This window comes from Pyruvatibacter sp., from assembly GCF_040219635.1.
In the GTDB taxonomy this organism is placed as follows: Bacteria; Pseudomonadota; Alphaproteobacteria; order CGMCC-115125; family CGMCC-115125; genus Pyruvatibacter.
This window is the reverse complement of sequence record NZ_JAVJSC010000004.1, coordinates 217,530-237,501: the sequence shown is the minus strand read 5'-3', so window position 1 is coordinate 237,501 and position 19,972 is coordinate 217,530. Positions and strand designations below refer to the sequence as shown.

The 19,972-nt window shown below is 57.8% G+C and carries 20 protein-coding genes and 3 pseudogenes; 12 read left to right on the top strand and 11 right to left on the bottom strand.

Going from position 1 to position 19,972, the window contains the following annotated elements; translation table 11 throughout:
• Positions 1–13: 13 nt before the first annotated feature.
• The 3 genes from RIB87_RS09905 to ectA are packed head-to-tail and all read right to left on the bottom strand — an operon-like array spanning position 14 to position 2,499.
• The gene (locus RIB87_RS09905; protein ID WP_350146080.1) at positions 14–415 is read right to left on the bottom strand and encodes an ectoine synthase; all 402 of its coding nucleotides are present in this window, start codon (positions 413–415) and stop codon (positions 14–16) included.
• A 20-nt stretch (positions 416–435) separates the two neighbouring features.
• On the bottom strand, positions 436–1,731 hold the full coding sequence (gene ectB / locus RIB87_RS09900) for a diaminobutyrate--2-oxoglutarate transaminase (protein WP_350146078.1): 1,296 nt from the start codon (positions 1,729–1,731) through the stop codon (positions 436–438).
• 48 nt (positions 1,732–1,779) lie between these two features.
• The gene (gene ectA, locus RIB87_RS09895) at positions 1,780–2,499 is read right to left on the bottom strand and encodes a diaminobutyrate acetyltransferase (RefSeq protein ID WP_350146076.1); all 720 of its coding nucleotides are present in this window, start codon (positions 2,497–2,499) and stop codon (positions 1,780–1,782) included.
• Positions 2,500–2,554: 55 nt separating this feature from the next.
• Here ectA and RIB87_RS09890 point away from each other — a divergent pair, with 55 nt between their 5' ends.
• Both RIB87_RS09890 and RIB87_RS09885 read left to right on the top strand, forming a co-directional pair.
• Positions 2,555–3,040 carry a MarR family winged helix-turn-helix transcriptional regulator gene (locus RIB87_RS09890; protein WP_350146074.1) on the top strand — a complete coding sequence of 162 codons (486 nt, stop codon included), beginning with the start codon at positions 2,555–2,557 and terminating at the stop codon, positions 3,038–3,040.
• Positions 3,041–3,169: 129 nt separating this feature from the next.
• Positions 3,170–4,963, top strand: coding sequence for a hybrid sensor histidine kinase/response regulator (locus RIB87_RS09885; RefSeq protein ID WP_350146072.1), 1,794 nt, complete (start codon positions 3,170–3,172; stop codon positions 4,961–4,963).
• Here RIB87_RS09885 and RIB87_RS09880 read toward each other — a convergent pair.
• Positions 4,946–5,575, bottom strand: a complete 630-nt coding sequence (locus tag RIB87_RS09880) for a LuxR C-terminal-related transcriptional regulator (RefSeq protein WP_350146070.1) — start codon at positions 5,573–5,575, stop codon at positions 4,946–4,948. The genes RIB87_RS09885 and RIB87_RS09880 overlap by 18 nt on opposite strands.
• Positions 5,576–5,744: 169 nt before the next feature.
• Here RIB87_RS09880 and RIB87_RS09875 point away from each other — a divergent pair, with 169 nt between their 5' ends.
• Genes RIB87_RS09875 through RIB87_RS09860 form a run of 4 tightly spaced genes read left to right on the top strand, consistent with a single transcriptional unit; the run spans position 5,745 to position 9,091 of the window.
• The gene (locus RIB87_RS09875; RefSeq protein ID WP_350146068.1) at positions 5,745–6,083 is read left to right on the top strand and encodes a hypothetical protein; all 339 of its coding nucleotides are present in this window, start codon (positions 5,745–5,747) and stop codon (positions 6,081–6,083) included.
• A gap of 4 nt (positions 6,084–6,087) precedes the next feature.
• Positions 6,088–6,474 (top strand): hypothetical protein, encoded by a 387-nt coding sequence (locus RIB87_RS09870; RefSeq protein ID WP_350146066.1) that lies wholly within the window; start codon positions 6,088–6,090, stop codon positions 6,472–6,474.
• 30 nt (positions 6,475–6,504) lie between these two features.
• Positions 6,505–8,058 (top strand): hypothetical protein, encoded by a 1,554-nt coding sequence (locus RIB87_RS09865; RefSeq protein ID WP_350146064.1) that lies wholly within the window; start codon positions 6,505–6,507, stop codon positions 8,056–8,058.
• Positions 8,059–8,095: 37 nt separating this feature from the next.
• Positions 8,096–9,091, top strand: a complete 996-nt coding sequence (locus tag RIB87_RS09860; RefSeq protein ID WP_350146062.1) for an OmpA family protein — start codon at positions 8,096–8,098, stop codon at positions 9,089–9,091.
• Between the two features lie 270 nt (positions 9,092–9,361).
• Here RIB87_RS09860 and RIB87_RS09855 read toward each other — a convergent pair.
• Positions 9,362–9,727: pseudogene (locus RIB87_RS09855) on the bottom strand (sodium/proton-translocating pyrophosphatase); the annotation flags it as partial.
• Between RIB87_RS09855 and RIB87_RS09850 the strand changes: the two are divergent.
• Together RIB87_RS09850 and RIB87_RS09845 are read left to right on the top strand one after the other, a co-directional pair.
• Positions 9,718–9,948 (top strand): annotated as a pseudogene (locus RIB87_RS09850) (ATP-binding protein); the annotation flags it as partial. The pseudogenes RIB87_RS09855 and RIB87_RS09850 overlap by 10 nt on opposite strands.
• 112 nt (positions 9,949–10,060) lie before the next feature.
• The gene (locus RIB87_RS09845) at positions 10,061–10,462 is read left to right on the top strand and encodes a hypothetical protein (RefSeq protein ID WP_350146060.1); all 402 of its coding nucleotides are present in this window, start codon (positions 10,061–10,063) and stop codon (positions 10,460–10,462) included.
• Positions 10,463–10,505: 43 nt separating this feature from the next.
• On the opposite strand, the gene RIB87_RS09840 is transcribed toward RIB87_RS09845, so the two are convergent.
• The 4 genes and pseudogenes from RIB87_RS09840 to RIB87_RS09825 form a co-directional block, all read right to left on the bottom strand.
• A complete protein-coding gene (locus RIB87_RS09840; RefSeq protein WP_502943236.1) occupies positions 10,506–10,757 on the bottom strand; it encodes a tRNA-binding protein in 252 nt (83 codons plus the stop codon).
• A 74-nt stretch (positions 10,758–10,831) separates the two neighbouring features.
• Positions 10,832–11,209: pseudogene (locus RIB87_RS09835) on the bottom strand (sodium/proton-translocating pyrophosphatase); the annotation flags it as partial.
• A 128-nt stretch (positions 11,210–11,337) separates the two neighbouring features.
• Entirely contained in the window at positions 11,338–12,477 is a 1,140-nt protein-coding gene (locus tag RIB87_RS09830; protein WP_350146058.1) for a zinc-binding dehydrogenase, read from the bottom strand.
• 119 nt (positions 12,478–12,596) lie between these two features.
• A complete protein-coding gene (locus RIB87_RS09825; RefSeq protein ID WP_350146056.1) occupies positions 12,597–13,409 on the bottom strand; it encodes an SDR family NAD(P)-dependent oxidoreductase in 813 nt (270 codons plus the stop codon).
• 106 nt (positions 13,410–13,515) lie between these two features.
• On the opposite strand from RIB87_RS09825, the gene RIB87_RS09820 reads away from it, so the two are divergent.
• Positions 13,516–15,315 carry a flavin-containing monooxygenase gene (locus tag RIB87_RS09820; RefSeq protein WP_350146054.1) on the top strand — a complete coding sequence of 600 codons (1,800 nt, stop codon included), beginning with the start codon at positions 13,516–13,518 and terminating at the stop codon, positions 15,313–15,315.
• Between the two features lie 17 nt (positions 15,316–15,332).
• On the opposite strand, the gene mobA is transcribed toward RIB87_RS09820, so the two are convergent.
• Positions 15,333–15,911 carry a molybdenum cofactor guanylyltransferase gene (gene mobA / locus RIB87_RS09815; RefSeq protein WP_350146052.1) on the bottom strand — a complete coding sequence of 193 codons (579 nt, stop codon included), beginning with the start codon at positions 15,909–15,911 and terminating at the stop codon, positions 15,333–15,335.
• A gap of 82 nt (positions 15,912–15,993) precedes the next feature.
• Here mobA and RIB87_RS09810 point away from each other — a divergent pair, with 82 nt between their 5' ends.
• The 3 genes from RIB87_RS09810 to RIB87_RS09800 all read left to right on the top strand — a co-directional run bounded on the left by RIB87_RS09810 (position 15,994) and on the right by RIB87_RS09800 (position 19,233).
• Positions 15,994–16,278: a hypothetical protein gene (locus tag RIB87_RS09810; RefSeq protein WP_350146050.1), complete on the top strand. Its 285-nt coding sequence runs from the start codon at positions 15,994–15,996 to the stop codon at positions 16,276–16,278.
• 27 nt (positions 16,279–16,305) lie between these two features.
• Entirely contained in the window at positions 16,306–17,298 is a 993-nt protein-coding gene (moaA, locus tag RIB87_RS09805) for a GTP 3',8-cyclase MoaA (protein WP_350146048.1), read from the top strand.
• A 126-nt stretch (positions 17,299–17,424) separates the two neighbouring features.
• Complete coding sequence (locus RIB87_RS09800) at positions 17,425–19,233, top strand: hybrid sensor histidine kinase/response regulator (protein WP_350146046.1); 1,809 nt, start codon at positions 17,425–17,427, stop codon at positions 19,231–19,233.
• Here the strand turns inward: RIB87_RS09800 and RIB87_RS09795 are convergent.
• The gene (locus RIB87_RS09795; RefSeq protein WP_350146044.1) at positions 19,213–19,902 is read right to left on the bottom strand and encodes a response regulator; all 690 of its coding nucleotides are present in this window, start codon (positions 19,900–19,902) and stop codon (positions 19,213–19,215) included. The two genes, RIB87_RS09800 and RIB87_RS09795, sit on opposite strands and share 21 nt — an antisense overlap.
• Between the last annotated feature and the right edge of the window lie 70 nt (positions 19,903–19,972).

Sequence of the window (19,972 nt, the reverse complement as noted above, 5' to 3'; positions counted from 1 at the left end):
CGCCTGAGCAGGATCAGGCTGCGGCATCCGAACTGGCTGGGTATGCCCCATCGGGTCCATGTACTTCCTGACCTGTGACAGGAGGGTTGAACACACACGCCATGACCATGTCGGTATCAGACGACGCACTCAAAATGTGGTGATCGTTCTTGTCCAGCGCGTACATGGTTCCCGGGCGGATTTCGTGAACCTCACCCGTCGCCAGATCCTTGATGTTGCCGGTGCCAGATATGCAGTACACGGATTCAAGATGATGCTTGTACTCCATCTCCAATACCGCACCCGCATGAATTGTCGTGATGTGAAACGAAAACCCCATCCGGTCGTCGCGCAGCAGCAGGCGAACGGATGTCCATCCATCACTTTCCACTTTGCGCTCTGTGTTCCGCGCGGCGGCAAGGTCTCTGATAATCATCGATAAATCTCCTTGCTGGTTCAGGCGGCTGCTTTGTCAGCCTGTGCATCCACTGTCTCTGCCGCCTTGGCAAGGATGGACAATCCCTCGTCAAGCTCCTCGTCACTGATGACGAGAGGACACAGCACCTTCACGACTTCATCATGCGAGCCGCTGGTCTCGATAATCAGCCCGGCCTTGAAGCACTGCTTGCAAATCTGCGATGCCTGTTCACCGGATTCAAACTCGATGCCGGCCATCATGCCGCGACCTTTGACCCGCCGGGCAATGCCGGTATCCGCCACGATGGTTTCCAGACGCTGGCGCAGATGAGCGCCCTTGCGCTCTACGTCGCGGGCAAAATCATCATTGGACCAGAACAGTTCGAGTGCGCGCGTGGCAGTAACAAAGGCATGGTTGTTGCCACGGAATGTGCCGTTGTGTTCGCCGGGCTTCCAGTCGTCGTGCTCTGGCTTGATGAGCGTGAGCGCGAAAGGCAAGCCGTAGCCTGAGAGCGATTTGGCCAGCGTGACAATGTCGGGAACAACGCCGGCGCGCTCGAAGCTGAAAAAAGAACCCGTGCGACCGCACCCGGCCTGAATGTCGTCAATAATCAGCAGGGCGCCATGCTGTTTGGCCAGGGCTGCGATCTTGCGCAGCCAGGCATCGCTTGCCGTGTTAAGGCCGCCCTCGCCCTGAACCACTTCCACCAGAAATGCCGCCGGGGCCTCAAGGCCGGACGATGGATCGTCGAGGCGTGCTTCCAACTGCTCGGCGGTATCAACATCAGAACCAAAATAGCCGTCATATGCCTCATGATCGACATCGCTCAGGGTCACCCCGGCACCATTGCGCTTGCCTGCGTTGCCGGTAGCCGCCAGTGCACCCAGGGTCATGCCGTGAAAACCGTTGGTGAAGGCAATCACGTTGCTTCGCCCGGTAACCTTGCGCGCCAGTTTCAATGCCGCTTCAACAGCGTTGGCACCCGTAGGGCCTGTAAACATCACGCGATAATCAAGGTCGCGTGGCTCCAGGATCAGCGTTTCGAAGGTCTCAAGAAATCGGGCCTTTGCATCTGTGTGCATATCAAGCCCGTGCGTCACGCCATCAGACATGATGTAGTCAATCAGAGCCTTCTTGAGCTCCGGATGGTTATGCCCGTAGTTGAGGGTCGAACAGCCCGCCAGAAAATCAATATAACGGGTGCCGTCCTCAGCGGTCATGCGGCTGCCTTGCGCGGATGTGAACACCGTTGGGAAGGCGCGGCAGTAACTGCGCACGGATGATTCCCGCCGCGCAAATACGGATTGAGGGGTCGAAGTCAGTTGCCTTGGCATTGCTGAAATCCCATTTTGTTTGATGAACTATGTAATTACGAAGGAAGTTTAGACTTCCTTAATGTCGAATGGCCCTATCGTCACCAAATGTTCGGTGTCGTGGTGACCGTCGAAGTGCTTGTCTTTCTCAAACATCACTTCGTCCCGCATATCGGCCTTGAGGTGTCGGGCGACACTTGAAAACAACCCCCAGGACGCCTGATTGTTGCGGGTAATGCTGGTTTTGAGCTGCCGCACATCCGCGCACGCTGTGCGGCTGAGAACCTCTACAATCATACGCTTTGGCAGCCCTTCGCCGCGGGCGCTCTCATCAACGGCCACCTGCCACAAAAAGTAAGAGTTCGGGTCATCTGGCAGCACATATCCGGAGACCCAGCCAATAAGAACGCCGTCTCTGCGCGCGGTAACGCAGGTTGCCTGGAAATCGCTGCATTGGAGCAGGTTTGCGTACATTGAGTTGCGATCAAGCGGTGCGCATTTCGCAATCAGTGCATGAACATCTGCACCGTCGGTCGCACATGGTGAGGCAAGCACAACCTGCCCGGGAACAGGACTGGGAACAGTCTGCGCGTCTTTTTCATTCTGTTGTGCCGCCGCGTGCATTTGGAAGCTGTCCCGAGTTCTTTCAATTGTTTGATGAACTATATAATGTCCCTCCACGCTTTTATCAAGCACAGCATCTAGAGGTAATCCCTTCCGCGTTTGAAGGTATGTGAAATAGACGCAGGGTTTTCCTTGGAAATGGCGCGTACGTACTGCAAACACCATTCGCAAATCATATGATGTTGTGCTGCAAACAGGGAGGCTGCCGGGACGAGCCACTATGGAAGATCAAACAGAGGTGGCGCTGGTCGCCCTCAGGCGCATTCTCAAGGCGACGGAAGCAAACGTAAAAGCGCTCGCCGCTGATTCTGGTCTCACAGCCTCACAATTGCTGGTACTGCAGTTGTTAAGCAGCCGTGGCGAAATGCTGAACGGCGACCTTGCTGACGCTGTTGACCTGAAACAGGCCACAACATCAATCCTGGTGGATAAACTTCAGGAGCGCGGACTTGTGGAGCGGCGGCGCGGCGAGCGTGACCGCCGCCGGGTTTGGGTCGAAGTTACGCAGGCCGGGCGCGATTTGGCCGCCGGCGCACCGGACCTCCTACAAAACATTTTTCGCAGGCGTTTCGCTAACCTGGCTGATTGGGAACAGGCGTCGCTTGTGGCAGCGTTGCTGCGACTTGTTTCATTGCTGGACGCTGAGAATATCGACGCCTCACCTGTGCTGGATGTTGGCGTAGTAACAGATCTGCCAAGGAAGTGACCGCAGGCTGACCATTCGCAAGGCCTTTGGCTTCGGTACAATAAATGACATAAACGTTTTGGCAGCAGGCGTGCGCAAGTCTTTATTGGCCCTAGACCCAAAATGCCTCAACAGCAAAGTTTTCCGCAGATGACTCATGCGACGGCAGAAGAGTTCATCCGCTATCAAAGCGATGCGCTGGTTTTGAGGCTGGCGCGTTTTGTTTGGCAGATGCACATCATCTCGGCCGGACTTGTGGTGATGGTGCTTTGGGATTGGTTTTCACCTGTACATCTTGTTGTCTGGGCCGGTTGGATGAGCAGTTTTGCACTGCTTCAGGCCTGCATCTCTTTCAAAGGGACGCAGCAATCACAACGGGCCAGGCCGATCAGGGAGTGGGGCAGGTGGTTTGATGGAACAGCCGTCCTGCTCGCTCTTGGGTGGGGGTGGCTTGGCTTCAGCCTTCAACCCGAAAACGAGCAGCTCAGAGCATTTATCGGGTTTTTGATTGCCGGCGGTATCGTGACGGGCACCGGAACCCACAATGCGCATTACCGGATGCTCGTCGTTACCTTGCTGTTGATCGTGCCGGCGCAGGCGGCGCGCGTGGTGATAGATCAGCCGGGTGAGGCCGGACTGATTTCGGGCAGCATGTTGATGCTGTTCATGGGCCTCATGCTCGGCCTTGGGTGGGTGCTGCACACCTTTACCCGAAATGGATTTGCTCTTCAGTGGGAAAAGTCGCGCCTGGCTGATCAGTTGGAGGTGCAGGCAGAACAACTGCGGCAGGCCCGCACGGCCGCCGAAGAGGCCAACTATGCAAAGTCACACTTTTTAGCGCAGGCCAGCCATGATCTGCGACAGCCGCTGCATGGCATCGGTTTGCTGGTTGCATCATTGCCTGACGGTTCGCCTGACAGATCAACAAACACCACGCTTTTGCGTGTGAGACGGTCACTGGATGGCCTGGCGAGGCTTTTTGATTCCCTGCTGGATGTGACGCTGCTCGACACAGGACAAACAAAACTGACAGCGGCGCCGGTAGCTTTGGCTCCGTTGCTTTTGGCCGCGCATGATATTTTCCGGCCAGCCGCGGCAGACAGGTCGATTGACCTGAGAATTGTATCGACGAGAGCTCACGTTCTGGTCGATGCGGACATCCTGAGCCGGATTGTCCACAACCTCATTGCAAATGCGCTCCAGCACTCCCGCGCGGATCGTATTGTTGTCGGTGTCAGACGACGCGGTGCTCAGGTGTATCTTGAAGTATGGGACAATGGACGTGGCATACCTGATGACCAGCAACGTCGCATCTTCAGGGACTTTGAACGCGTTGAAATACCATTGGCCCCGCAAACCAACGAGACCGGTCTCGGTCTGGGGCTCGCCATTGTCGCCCGGTTGGCCGCGCACCACGGGATTGAGGTCAGCGTTCGCTCCAACCTGGGTCGGGGTAGCTGTTTTGCGGTTGGGCCATTGCAGCCAACGACTGATGAACGCACTGAAGCAAAACCAGCACTGCAACATGCTGCGAAACCGGCAAGCCCTGCTTCAGGTCATGTTTGGATAATTGATGACGATCAGGATGCGCGCACCGGCATGACGGCACTCCTCGAAAAGTGGGGGCACACCTATCAGGCGATGCCCATGTGGAGACGCGAGGACAAGACATCGTTTGCCGCTCCGGATCTTGTCATTACAGACATGCACTTGTTTGCGGGGCACAGCGGGCTTGATGTCGCTGCTGAAATCCGCAGGGCGTATGGAAAGCATGTGGCCGTCATACTGATTACAGCCGATACCGCGCCCACCACCCGACAGCAGGTGTTAGAGGCCGGGCACACTCTGCTTCATAAGCCCGTTCGTCCCGGTCAGCTTCGTGCTGCAATCCTGTCTGAACTGGCAAGCCGCATCCCTGAAAGGGTCTCAACTGAACCCTCGTGAAGAGGCCAGGGCCGCCGCCGCCGCTCGTCCGGATACGTTGAGTGCCCTGAACAATGCAGACGTATGAATACGGACAGTGTGGGGTGACAAACCAAGGTCGCGTGCAATCTCTTTGTTTGTCGCACCCCGACAGATGAGACGCAGAACGTCTAGCTGACGTGACGACAATGCATCAAGCGGATTGCGCCCATGGTCCATCGCGGCAGCGCTTGAGCCCGCGGTGCTCCTGAGAACAACAATCTCGCCATCCCGCACGCTCATGATGGCACTTACCAGATCTTCGGCTGCAACTGATTTCGAAACGAAACCGTTCAGGCCCTGACGCATGACACAGTCAATCGCTGCATCGTCGTGCGTCATCGAGACCGCCAGTATAGGCGTTGTTTTCAGGATACGTCGCAGCATCTGAAAATCACAGGTGTGGTCGAACCCGGGAAAGTAAAGATCAACGACCGCCAGCTCGAAAGCGGTTTCGCGGTCCAGCGCCGCCTTAACTTCACTCATGTCACCCGCCTCAATCACCTCGCAGTCAGGCATTTCCCTGGAAATGATCTGGCGCAGGCCATTCCGGAAAATTGGATGGTCATCAGCAATGAGAACCGGGTCAAACATGCAGTCTTTCACTCAATCACATCGGCGGCCACTAGCTCATATGAGCTAATTGCCGATTTGGACTGAGGCAGCTTAGCTACTGTCAGCAGACGGTTGAAGCGCTGTATGCCCACGCTTGTCCGGATTTTCTGCGGCATGTCGTGAGGGCAACATAGGAGATGCACCCCGGATGAAAACACAATCCACGGCGGATACCGGCCTTCCGCCTCCTTCCAGCAAGTTGTTTTGTACAATGCGCTGCGCGGTGTTTGCAGTCGCCATGGTGCTGACAGGCTGCGCAACGGCGGCAGAACCTGCTCCCGGTATTTCGGGCATTGAAAACATGTCGTGTGCGGAACTAAACGCCAAAATGCAGGAAGTTACCCAGTATGAACAGCGGGTGCGCGCAGGCGGACGGCTCAGTCAGCTTCTGACAGGCTCCGGCGGAGCAACGGCGAATGAGGTCGCCGTTGCCACCTCCAGCACGCGCAAAGCCGTGCGTGATGCACAGATCGCGGGAGGCTGCTGAAGCCATGAAAATCAAATCTCTATTGCCGGTCTTTTTGCTCGCATCAAGCGTCCTGCTCGCAGCGTGCGGCGGTGATGCAAACAACGCTGCCGATGTATTTGCTGATGAGATGAACCGCATCGCAGATGCTGTAGAGCAGGTCCAGACAGCCGAAGATGCCCGAAACGTGGCTGAGATCATTACTGACGCACGCGCAAGGATGGATGTCGCGACGGCTGAAATCGAAGCGATGAGCGATGTGGAAAAGGCGATGATGAGTTCTGCTCACGCCTCCAAAATTGCTCAGGCACAGGCACGCATTGCAACGTCCATGAGTATGCTGGCAATGCGTGATCCCGAAGCGTTGAAAATCATCAGCGCAGAGTTTCGCAAGATCAAAACACCGGGATAATCAACCGGGGAAACCCGCCAGGGCCAGTATATGACAAACGCAAGATCGACATTTCTGAAAGCGCTTCTGGCGGGCGCTGTGCTTTTTTTCGCGCATGGCGCTGGCGCACAAACACCATCGCCGCAGGAAACTGTTCAACAGATGCTTGAGGCTCAGGGCCTTGGAGCCATGCAGGTTCCCGGCATGGCTCCGATTGAAACGCAAAGCGGCACATGGGTCTATCCGGTCAGGGCCAACACGCTGGTTGAAAGCGTGCTGGCGGACCGGGAGTTTGGCGCCGCAGACGGCATTGATGCCGACTTCATGGCGAATGCCTCTGTGCATCTCACAAAAATTGTTCGCGGACCTGATCTGTGCAGGTCCAACGAGATGGGCGTTTCTGAAATGCGGATTATCGCCATGCGTTTGTTCTCGAGCGACGCATCCTACATGACCGGCACCCAGGAAAGCCGACTTGTCGTCAATCAGGAACTCGAACGGGCCGTTTTGTACGCGCGTGGCGATGTGCGCGAATGGGTTCCGGGGCCGACATTCTGTGATGATCAGCAGATGGCGCTTGGCTCAAGTGGGCGTGGTGCGATGCGGATGGAATATGAAACCAAAGCGCACTTCGCCCCACTCAGTTTCACTGCTTATCCCAAGCCGTGGAAATCAGACCTCACGGCGGTACAAAACAACTGCGACATTTTTCAAAAACACGTCGCTACTATGTATGCACAATTGCACAAGCGCTGGTCCGTCATCCCCATTGCAGCTTCGCCGGAGCCTTTGAGTTGGGGCGTGATGGGTCCATCCGTACGCGAAGGAATGAACAACGGAAAAGAGGCCAGTTTTGCCGATGGCACGTTCAACATGCGTGACGCGGTTGATGCGGCGGCCGATACAAGTGCAATAGCTGATCTTTCCGGCGCAATAGCACCGCTTTTCCGTAAAGCCCCAAAACTTGCGGCGGGCCTGGGTGGAGTAGCCTCATGGGCACTTGAGCAGGTGGTTGGGGAGGTGGCCGGCCAGAGCCTTGATGATACCGCCAACCAGATGATCGATATGATGGCCGTCGCCAATCAGGCTTTTCATGGCGGTGACCCCAAGGCGAAAGCCGTCGCCGAGTATGCCCGCCAACCGGTAAATGACGGGCAGTCGCAACTCCACGGCATCAACATTGATTATATGGCTGCAAGTCTGCTGAGTGCCTGCGATGCGCTCACCCAACTGGAGCAGCCCGATGGGTACGCGGCAGGATACATCACCTGGCCCGGCGGCTCGGTCGTGCTGACCGGACGCGGGGCTGTACCTGGTGTGCCAGCGGCTTTTGCCAACGCGCCGGTTGGGGGCGTTTCGGTGGCAGATGCACTCGCCATGGCCCAGGCAATGTCGGGCGAGGCAAAAGTGCCCGGCATGGAAGAACTGCAGGCCCAAATGCCGGACGGAATCTCGCTGGATGCCCTGCCGATCAGCATGACGGGGCAGGCAGTCTCCGGCGCTGCTATCGCAGCGGGCGCTCACGAATGGACGCTGAACTACAATGTGGAGCTTGTGGACCGTGGCGAAAAAATTGCCGAGCTTTGGTTCGATCCACGGCGCTGATACCTGTCATGAACATCGCAACTTTAGGAAAAAGCCGATGAAACCTCTCCTTTCCGCTCTAACCGTCGCAGCCGTTCTGGGTGGAGTATTCATTGGCGCATCCGGTTACGGACATGCGGCCGATATTGCTGATGCACAGGATCACCCGGTTATCAGCCGCTACCCGGGATCTGAGATCAAATGGTATGATGTGCAGGCCTTCGCGCCCTATTTTATTGCCACCGGCCCGGTAACCGGATATCGCAAAATAGATGACTGGCAAGAGACGCAAGGCCGCCTGACGCGGATATATTATGAACTCTCCGGAGAAAAAACGCATACAGAGGTTTATGCAAACTACAAGAAAGCGCTAACCGATGCGGGCTTCACGTTTGCCGCTCAGGGCCTGTTTGCAAACTCTGAACAGTCCGCAGAGATAGGAAGCCGCAAATGGTTGCCGGTACATTTTGCGCGTAATGATTTGCCACCTGTTGGCATTCGTTTGATGCAAGGCTCATCTACCAGCGGTGGGTCAGCTTTTCTGGCCGCCAGCAAAGAGCGTGCGGCAGGTGTTGTGTACGTCGTCATAGCGGTCACGCAATACAGCGAAGATATCGTCGCCACGATGATCGATGTCATTGAAGAAGATACTGTCGAAACAGATCTGGTAACTGTCGATGCCGAAGCGATGGGCGACGACATTGACGAATATGGCCGCGTAACGCTCGACGGCCTTTACTTCGATCATGACAAGGCAACGCTCACAGCAGCCTCAAAACCTGCTCTCGACGAGATTGCGAAGTTTCTGAAGCAACGTGGCTCCATGAACTTCTATGTTGTTGGCCACACTGACGCGGTGGGGTCATTCGACTACAATACGTCATTGGCAAAGCGCCGCGCGCAAACTGTGGCCTCAACACTTAACAACGACTACGACATTGCAACACAACGGCTTGAGCCGCACGGTGTGGGGCCTCTGGTTCCGGTTTTCTCCAACTCATCAGAAGGTGGCCGCGCCAAAAACCGCCGTGTTGAACTTGTGGAACGCCCTTAGGCATGGAGACCGGAAAGCCGACAGCGGGCCGTCTTTTCATTCGTCTGCTCGCCGGCACTGCACTTGTTCTGTGTACTGCATTTGTCGGTCTGGTCGGCGGCACGCTCTTTGGGTCACTGGTCATGGTAAAGCCGGGCGCTGGGCTTGGGGGTTTTTGCAGGCTTTGCTGCGGTCAGGCTGCCTTTTGAGAGGCTGAAAAAATATGCCGCCGTCGCCTCCGTAGTCGCAGCGTTGATAGCAGGAGCTCTGACTGTAAGGGTGATGTATCTGCATAAGGCCGACGACGACGTAGGCGTTCGCCAGCGAGAAGTCCGGCGTGACGCCGGCGAAGTACTGGTACTGCGTCGAGCCCTCGCGGTTCGCCTCGAGGATGAAGTAGTTCAGGACTGAGGTGTAAGCCGCGAACAGGACGAGCGCGCCCAGGCCCGCCGAGCCGATGGCATAGCCCTTGGTGACGGCCTTGGTGGTGTTGCCGACCGCGTCGAGCGCGTCGAGCGCGTCGGTGGAGCGGCGCACTTCCTTGGGCAGGCCCGCCATCTCGGCGATGCCGCCGGCGTTGTTCGTCACCGGGCCGAAGGCGTCGAGCGCCACCACCATGCCGGCGAGCGCCAGCATCGCAGTCACCGCGATGGCGATCTCTCCACGTCGACGACGACGGGCCGGGCATCCAACCCGAGAGCCGAGCCGACGTGTTCAAGCCGTTCGTACGGCTCGACGAAGCGCGCAACCAGGACGAAGGCGGCTCGGGCCTCGCGCTCACCATCGCCCGCGACATCGCCCGCGCCCGCGGCGGCGACATCGCCCCGGAGGACAGCGCCCTCGGCGGACTGCGGGCGACGGTGCGGCTGCCGGGGTGAGGCGAGTCGGTTCAGCAATTTTCGCTTGCATTAGTCGTTCGGTATGGCATCTCATATGTGCTCAATATTCGTCGGTAAGTCGCTTATGATCAGACGTCTTCGAAACTCAGCATTGTCGCTCGTCGTTCTGTTTGCCCTCTCGGCTTGCGTGGGCGATGCTCCGGTGTTCGGCCCCCCCGGGCAGGCCGCTGGCACGACGTCCCTGCGCGACTGGTTTAGCGGCGCAACGATCGAAATCCGCAATGCCGAGAACCCCGAACTCTCCCTCGTCATCACCACCACTTTCGACCCGAGCGGATCGTTTTCGTCGGCGGTGTCTACGCCCCAAGGGGTCGTGACGCTGACCGCGTCCGGCCAATGGCTGATCAGAGGTGATCAGCTGTGCCAAGCCGCTAACCCGGTATCGATTACCCGGCCGCCGACCTGCACGACCCCGACAATTACGGGACCGGACACCGCGACTTACCTGAGTCGGGACCGCCTGCAGCTGCTGCGTGTCATCGCGCGAAACTGAAACGGCGGCGCAGGCGATCAGCGAGAAGCCTATCTCAACCCGCTCAATATAACCGCCCACCCACCGGCACGTCCGTCGACGGCTCGATCAGCACTACCTCGCCCTCCGCGTTGGGGACGCCGAGCGTCAGGACCTGGGACATGAACTTGCCGATCTGGCGGGGCGGGAAATTGACGACGGCGAGCACCAGCCGGCCCGGCAGCTCGTCCAGCGCGTAGTGCTTCGTGATCTGCGCCGCCGAGCGCTTCTCGCCGACCTTCAGGAAGTCGTCGAACCCGATCTGCGTGGTGTCCATCTCTCGATCCTCCCGTCGATACGAAAATGGGCCCCCTCCAGCGGGAGAGGGCACATGCCGCACGGCGCTCGCGCTCAGTTGTGCGCCAGCACGGCGAGCAGCAAGGGCGCGATGATGTTGGTGATCTTGATCGCGGGGGTCACCGCGGGGCCGGTGGTGTCCTTGTAGGGGTCGCCGACGGTGTCGCCGGTGACCGACGCCTTGTGGGCATCCGAGCCCTTCATGTGCTTGACGCCGTCCTTGTCGACGAAGCCGCCCTCGAAGGACTTCTTGGCGTTGTCCCACGCGCCACCGCCGGACGTCATCGAGATCGCCACGAAGAGGCCCGTCACGATCACGCCGAGGAGCATGGCGCTCACCGCCGAGAAGGCCTGGCTCTTGCCCGCCACCGCGAAGATGACGAAGTAGGTCACGATCGGCGCGAGCACCGGGAGGAGCGAGGGCACGATCATGCTGGAGCGGCATGAGAAGTCAGCCTATCGCCTGTTCTGGACCGGCAACGGGTTTGCAACAGACCGCATTTACGGCGGCCAAACTCAGTAGGGCACAGTGCAACGGCATACCTTAACCCCGTACCCGACTAGACATCCAACTGCGGGCAGACCAGAAACTTCTCACCCGTTGTCTTGGCATTGTAGCGCGCCACAATGTCGGCCTTGAGTGCCTCACTCAGAGATATTTCGTCTGTGTAGTGGCTTGCGAACGTGGTCTTGAGTTCACTCGCCACCCGCGTGCGCAGACGGTTTGCAACTTCGTTGCCTGCCTTGGCCAGGAAGTTTGGCAACAACCATCCGCCAACCCCCCACGCCATGCCATAGCCACGTGTCAGTACGGTGGCTGACGTATCAAGGCCACCATACAGGTAAACCTGCTTGTGCTTGATGGAGCCGTAAATGCTGTACGCCCCCGGCGTGCGGGCCGCAGCGCCTTCCATTGCGCTCAGAATGGTGGATGCCAGCGTGCCGCCACCCGTTGCGTCAAACGCCAGCGTGGCGCCTGTCGCGTGAACGGCATCGGTAAGGTCAGCAAGGAAAGTATCTGTGCTGCTGTCCACGATGTATTTGGCACCCATGTCCTTCAGCAGCTTGGCCTGTTCGGGTTTGCGCACAATATTGACAAGCTCAACGCCGTCCGCCTGACAAATGCGGTTGAGCATCTGACCAAGGTTTGATGCTGCAGCCGTATGAACAAGCGCCGTATGGCCTTCCATCCGCATGGTTTCGATCATGGAAAGCGCCGTAAGCGGATTAACGAAACTCGATGCGCCGTCCTTTGCGGTGTCGCCGGGAAGCAGCGGCATACACATTGCCGCGTCCACGCAGCGATATTGCCCATACATGCCGCCACCCATGACGGCAACGAGGCGGCCCATCAGCTCTTGCGCAATTTTTTCAAGGCCAGCCGCGACTACAGTGCCGGCACCTTCGTTGCCAACAGGAAGCGGCTGGTCAATGCGCGCCTTCATCACGCGCATACCCTGCGCTGGAACGGGCGCGGTGAGTGTCGTGCTTTTACCCAATCCCGATGATTTGGCTTCTGCGAGGTTGGCCCACCCGAACATCACACCAAGGTCAGACGGATTGATCGGCGTGGCCTCCACTTTCACCACAACTTGCCCAGGCTTTGGGGTTGGCATTTTCTGTTCAACCAACTCCATACGGAGTTCGCCATCGCCGGTAACGGTTGAAATCATCTGCAGATAGGTTGCTGGCAATGACATGGGTGTCCTCGTCTCGTTAAACTGAGTTTGTGATTTGGCCGCACACTAGCATGAGCGTAGTGCAGGTGATGCTTCTTTCTTATCGACGCAGCAACACCCCATGCCGCTACCCCATGCCGCTACCCCATGCCGCCATCACACCGCACGATTGCCCCGGTCGTGAAACTTGACGCCGGGCTGGCCAGATAAAGGGCGGTCGTCACAATTTCTTCAGGCCTGCCGGGACGTTGCAGCGAGTTGTCAGATTTCTCTCGCGCTTCAGGTGTCCAGGCGTTGGCGATGTCTGTCAGAAATGGCCCCGCCGAAATCGTGTTGACCCTGACGTTTGGTCCATATTCACGGGCCATCGAAACCGTCATCGCGTTGAGCGCTGCCTTGGCACCGGAGTAGGGCACCACCCACGGCAACGGCACAAGCGCACCGCTGGATGACACGTTGATGATGACCCCGCCGCCCGCATCTGCCATCCGCTTTGCAACATGTGCAGCCAGCCGGAACGGGCCTTTGAAGTTTAGGTTCAGCACCATGTCGAACAGTTTCTCAGTCACTTCATGTGACGGCACCGCCGGTGACTTGCCTGCATTGTTGACGAGTATGTCGATGCGCCCCCATTCGTCATAAACCCGATCAGCAAGAGCATCCATCTCGTCCCACTTCGAGGCATCGAGCGCGAGCGGCAGCGCCCGCCTGCCAAGGGCGCGCACTTCCTCGGCCACAGCTTCACAGGCATCCAGCTTGCGGCTGGCAATCACAATGTCAGCTCCGCGATGTGCAAATGCCAGTGCCATCTGTCGGCCCAGTCCCCGTGACCCGCCGGTGATGACTGCAATTTTCCCGCTGAGATCAAAAAGTGTGTCCACCTGATTGCCCTTCCTCATGTTTTTGCATTTGCGCGCGAAGGTGGACGCCTGTTTACGCAACGTCAATGTCATGCGCGGGTGTTTCGCCTTGAATACTCCCTTGAATACTTCATGGCGTGACAGCTAATAATGGTCCCGAAAACAGTAAAACAGACATGATCAAAACAAGGACGACACCATGAGCCGCCCTGAGGAAATGCTGGACTTTGACCCTGACGCCCTGCGCGAGCGCTACAAGCAGGAGCGCGACCGTCGCCTGCGCGAAGATGGCAACGAACAGTATCTTGAAGTTGCCGGTGAGTTTGAGCGCTACGTCGAAGACCCCTATGTGGAGCCCGGTTTCACCCGTGCACCGCTGACGGATGACGTCGAAGTGGTGGTCATCGGGGGCGGCTTTGGTGGTCTGCTGGCAGGCGCCGAGTTGCGCAAGGCAGGCGTTAAAGACATTCGCATGATCGAGAAGGGCGGCGACTTTGGCGGCACCTGGTATTGGAACCGTTATCCAGGTGCGGCGTGTGACATTGAAAGCTATGTCTATCTGCCGTTGCTTGAAGAGACGGGCTACATCCCCGTCGAAAAATACTCCCGCGCCTCCGAGATTTTGGAACATAGCCAGCGCATCGCCCGGCACTTCAACCTGTATGACAACGCCTGCCTGCAAACCGAAGTCACCAACATGGTGTGGGACGAGGACGCATCGCGCTGGGTGATTGAAACCAACCGGGGCGACCGCATGAAGGCCCGCTTCGTCATCATGTCGAACGGCCCGCTGCACCGCCCCAAGCTGCCCGGCATCAAGGGCGTTGAGTCTTTTGCCGGCCACTCTTTCCACACAAGTCGCTGGGACTATGCCTACACCGGCGGGTCGCCTGAAGGCGGTCTCGACAAAATCGGCGACAAGCGCATCGGCATTATTGGCACCGGCGCCACGGCTGTGCAGTGCGTGCCGCATCTCGCAGCCGGGGCAAAGCAGCTTTACGTGTTCCAGCGCACCCCGTCATCGATTGATGTGCGCAATAACCAGCCGACGCAGCCGGATTGGTCAAAGGGCCTTGCACCGGGCTGGCACAAGCACCGCATGGAAAACTTCAATACGCTTGTCTCCGGCGGATTTGCCTCGGAGGATCTGGTAAATGATGGCTGGACGGACATCATCCGCAATCTGCTGTTTATTGCCAGCCAGGGTGACAACAAGAACCTGTCGCCCAAGGATCTGGCGGATTTGGCAGAGCTTGCCGATTTCAAGAAAATGGAACAGGTGCGCGCGCGCGTGGACGAGATCATTGCAGATCCCGCAACCGCAGAGGCGCTCAAGCCCTGGTATCGCCAGTTCTGCAAACGTCCGTGTTTTCATGACGAGTATTTGCAGGCGTTCAACAACCCCAATGTCGAACTCGTGGACACCCGCGGACAGGGTGTTGACCAGATCACGGAAAATGCTGTGTGGGCCAACGGCAAGGAATATGAAATTGATTGCCTGATCTATGCCACAGGCTTTGAGGTCGGCACCTCCTACACCCGTCGCGCGGGCTACGACCTGACCGGCCGGGACGGCGTGACCCTGACGCAGAAGTGGGCGGATGGAATGCGCACGCTGTATGGCATGAACGTAAACGGTTTCCCCAATGTGTTCATCATGGGGCCGGCACAGGCCGGCTTCACGGCCAACTATCCGCATCTGCTGATTGAGCAGGCAAGCCACATCGCCTATGTGCTGGACGAAGCAGGCAAGCGTCAGGCCCGCATCATTGAGCCAACGGTGGAAGCGGAAGCCGATTGGGTGCAACAGATCATCGATAACGCTGCCTTGCGTCGCAAGTTTCTGGAGGAATGCACGCCGGGCTACTACAACAATGAAGGCAAGCCTGCTGACCGCAGCGAGCAAAACAACGCTTACGGCGCAGGCTCGGTCAAATACTTCGAGATTCTGGAAGGCTGGCGCGCAACCGGCAAGCTCGAAGGGCTGGAACTCGCGTAAAACACGGACTGGCGGGGCTACGAAAGTCCCGCCAGGTCATCGCGTGTATTGATATTGGCAAATGATCCGTCGATGTCCGCGTCAGTCACGCGCACATAGCGTGCGTGATGTGCCTCAAGAGCGGCAACAAGCGCGAATGACCCGTTTCCGGCCAGCCTTTCATCCAGGCTGTCACGCATACTCACGGGCCAAAGCGAACAGGCGGCTTCAATGCCCCTCGGCGTTTCAATTGTTACGGGCATCGCAGGCATGGAGGGCCCGTCTGCGGCGCTGTCCAGCAGAAGCGACAGCAAATTGTGAGGCAGATGCGGCACATCGCACGGTGCGGTCAAAAGCCAGTGCGCGTTCAGCGTGCGCGCCCATGCAAGGCCGGCAGCAATGCCCGCCAGCGGACCCTTGCCTTCATGTTGGTCATCATCAATGAGCGGGTAGGGCAGGCCGTAGGTCTGGCGCGCGCCGACAATGGCAACCGCTGTCACCTGTGGTGCCAGCCGGGTAGCCACATGCGCGATTAGCGGCCTGCCATCAAGCAATGCGGCGGCTTTGTCCGTACCAAAACGTCTGCTTGCACCACCAGCAAGAATGATTCCTGCCACACGCATCACCGTACAACTTTTGCTGTTAATTTATTCAGGTGGGCGATCACCATGTCCTCATGGTCAAGCGCTGCAACCTGGCGTGGCGCTTTATGCCGACAATATGGCGACCACCAACCGTCTGGTCTATAGCGGGTTGTCGCAGGCCACCTGCGAAAAGCGTGTGCACCAGCACAAGAAAGGTATGTTCTTGGCGGCCGCGCTCACCACGCGGCGGAGCAACCTCCTCGATATGATGAAAGTTTCCATGTTTCAGCGTATGGTGCGTGCTCAGGATCCTGCGGTGGACTTCAAGCGGGACGAGATTTGCGATGCCGAGCCGGAGTTTACCGTTGAAGAACCGCGCGCTTTCAAAAACCGAATGTAATACCAGCGAGCCGGAGACCTGGAGCGCATGATAGATCCCTTCGGCCGCAGCATCACCTATCTGCGCGTGTCAGTAACAGATCGCTGCGATTTGCGCTGCACGTATTGCATGTCCGAGAAGATGACATTTCTTCCCAAGCGCGACCTGCTCACCCTGGAAGAACTGGACCGCCTGGCAACCGCGTTCATTCTCAAAGGCGTCCGCAAGCTGCGCATCACCGGAGGCGAGCCGCTGGTGCGCCGTGATGTACTGTCACTGATCGACAACCTGTCGCGTCACCTTGAGACCGGTGCGCTTGAGGAGATCACGCTCACAACCAACGGCACACAACTCAGGCAACATGCAGCGCGTCTGGCGCGCGCAGGGGTTCGCCGTCTCAATGTGTCGATCGATAGTCTGGTTGCCGATACATATGCCCGCATTACACGGGGCGGTGATCTTGGCGGGGTGCTTGATGGCATCAAGGCAGCAAATGACGAAGGCATGGCTATCAAGATCAATGCCGTGGCTCTCAAAAACGACAACGCGAATGAGTTGGCTGACATGGTTGCGTGGGCGCACAGCGAGGGCCATGACTTTACCGTCATCGAAGCCATGCCCATGGGCGAGATAAGCGAAGACCGCTATGACCAGTATTTGCCCTTGAGCCTCGTGCGCGAAGGATTTGAAACACGCTGGACCCTGACACCTCTGGCCCACCGAACCGGCGGGCCGGCGCGGTATGTGCGGGTGGAGGAGACGGGTGGCCAGCTTGGCTTCATAACGCCGCTCACGCATAACTTCTGCGAAGGCTGCAACCGGGTGCGGCTCACCTGCACGGGCCAGCTTTACATGTGCCTTGGCCAGCAAGACAAAGCCGACCTGCGTGCTGTCCTGCGTCAGGAGGGGGCAACGGATGCCATGCTTGCGGCGGCCATTGACGACGCCATAGCGCGCAAGCCAAAAGGCCATGACTTTGTGATTGACCGTCCCGGCAGTGCGCCAGCCGTACCGCGCCACATGTCCACAACCGGTGGTTAATCGGCGGCTTCTGCACGGTGCAGGCAGCTGGCAGCGTTTTACGCAACCGTGTCCATTTTCCTACTCAAAGCGTAGTATCGGCACCTTCCTGTTCGATACCCCAAAAGCTGCAAGATGCCGCAACACATGACACAAAACGTCCTGGAAAAAAGCACTGCCGAGGCGTCTGTCGGAGAAGCTGTTGAGGCAATCGGCGTTGAGCAGGCACGGCTGCTTTACGACCGGGCGAGTGGATCCGCTCTGACCGTATTTTGCCTGGCGCTGCTCTATGCGGTGATCCTCACTTTCTTTCAGCCGCTTGTGTGGACGGCAACATGGCTGGCGGCCGCTTCTGCAATGATAGGCATGACGCTGCTGCAACCGCGCGTGGTTGCGCCTGGCGGCATTACCCGCGCAAACGCTGAAACATACCTTTCCGTACACACGGCCGTTTCAGGCATGACCGGTCTGGTGTGGGGCCTGGGTGCCATCGCGCTTACGGACGTGTCATCGCAGGCAAACGTGCTGACGACCACCACAATGGTCATCTCTTTGACACTTGGTGGCATTGCTCCACAAGCTGCATTCCGCAAAGCTTATGTTGCGCTCGCAACCACCATGCTGTTGCCCTATGCGGTCTGGATATCGTTCGCTGCATCCTGGCCGATCGCATTGACCGGCATCGGCATTGTTCTGGTCTATGCCTATTTCATGTCTGCTAGTTTGCGGGTTGAAATAGGCACCCGTGATGTAATTTCTGCCAGGCAAAAGCAGGCTCTGGCCGAAAAACTGCGCGAGCAGCGCGATGCCGTGCAAAAAGTGAACGAGGAAAAGAACCGTTTTCTCGCGGCAACCAGCCACGACCTTGCGCAGCCGCTTCACGCGCAGGGTTTCTATCTTGCAGCCTTGCGTCAGAAGGTAAGTGACCCCGCAACAATTGCACTTCTGGACAAGATCGAAACAACCTCCCGTAGTCTTGGGCAGTTGCTGGACGGTCTGGTAGAAGTCACCCGGCTCGATGCAGGCGCTTTTGTGCCTGACAAGCGCGTCGTTGACCTGGGCTTTCTCGCAGCCAGTGTGCGCGATGAGTTCATCGGCGTCGCCTCTGCAAAGTCTGTCAGGCTTGAGCTGCAAAGCGTCCCGACGTCGGCCCAAACCGACCCCGCGCTGTTCAAGCGGATCATCCGCAATCTTGTTTCCAATGCAATAAAGTTCACGCCGGCAGGGGGCGTCGTCACCATAGAGGTGGGTATCAAAAACGACATCGCACAGATTTTAATCCGCGACACGGGGATCGGCATTCCCGCTGAGTCGCTTGACGATGTATTTGGCGAGTATGTGCAACTGCGCAACCCGGAGCGTAACCGTGAAAAAGGTCTGGGGCTTGGCCTGTCCATCGTGAAGCGGCTTGCGACGCTGCTGGATGTTGATCTTGCCATCACCTCACAACCTGCCTGCGGCACCACCGTCACGCTCGCACTTGCCGCCGCTTCAAAATCCGATGACCAATCGGCGCCTGCGCCGCGCGCTCAAAACAAGTCAATGTTCATGACAAACCAGCTTAGGGTGCTGGTCATTGACGACGAAGAGAGCATTCAGCTGGCTATGGCTGAAGTGCTCACAAGCTGGGGCTGCGAGGTCTATTCGCTGGGTGCCTCAGACGATCCTGTAGCCTTTTTGGACCGAATAGATGTCACCCCGGACCTGTTGATCATCGACTACCGGCTGGGCGACGACCAATTTGGCACCGGCGTTATTGCCCGGCTGCGTGAGGAACTGAACAAGACAATACCGGCGTTGCTTATGACAGGAGATACAGCACGTGTTGATTTGCGCGATGCACAGCCAGCTACACGGGTGATGCTGAAGCCAATCAGACCTGAAGCGCTGCAGGTAGCGCTTGCTGACATGACGCGCCTTGAGCCCGAAGCAGACTCAGCCGATGAGGCCAATTGACTTGGCTTTGTTGATGCAGGCCGTGCGACGGGTGACGCCCAACTGCCTGAATATGGCACTGACATGCGTCTTGACGGTGTTCTCGCTGATGCTCAGAACCTCGGATATCTGCCTGTTTGAACACCCCTCGGCGATCAGGCGCAAAACGTCGAGTTGCCGCTCGCCAAGTGCCTGCAAACCTGGTTCGGTTTTTGTGTCATCGCCCGCTATGGCGATGGCGCTGCGCTGTCGCGGCTGAAGTTCTATCCTAACGTCGTCAGGCAGAAAGACATCTCCCGCAAGCACCGTCTTGAGGGCGTCATTCAAAGTGGCAGAGGGTGCCGCCTTCGAAACAAACCCGCGGGCCCCCGCTTCCAGAATGCGCTCGATCGGCGGCAAAGTATCAATCCCGGAGACCACCAGAACCGGCAGGTTAGGCATACGTGCCTTGAGCGCCATAACGAAGGCGATCCCGTTCATGTCCGGCATCACCAGGTCAGAAATTACAAGATCAAACGCAGCACCGGCATCAACAGCGTCGATCATGTCAGCCGCTGATCCAAAACGGGCGCACTCATACCGCTCATCAAGAACACCAATAATTTCGGCCAGCCCGTCCAGAAACATCTGATGGTCATCAACAAGCGCGATACGCACGGTGTTCGCGGATGGGCGGGAAGATACGGTCATGAGTGGTTTGTGGCTTTTCATGGGAAACAGGCGAAACAAAAAGCGTTCGATACGTAGTCAGGCTGTATAG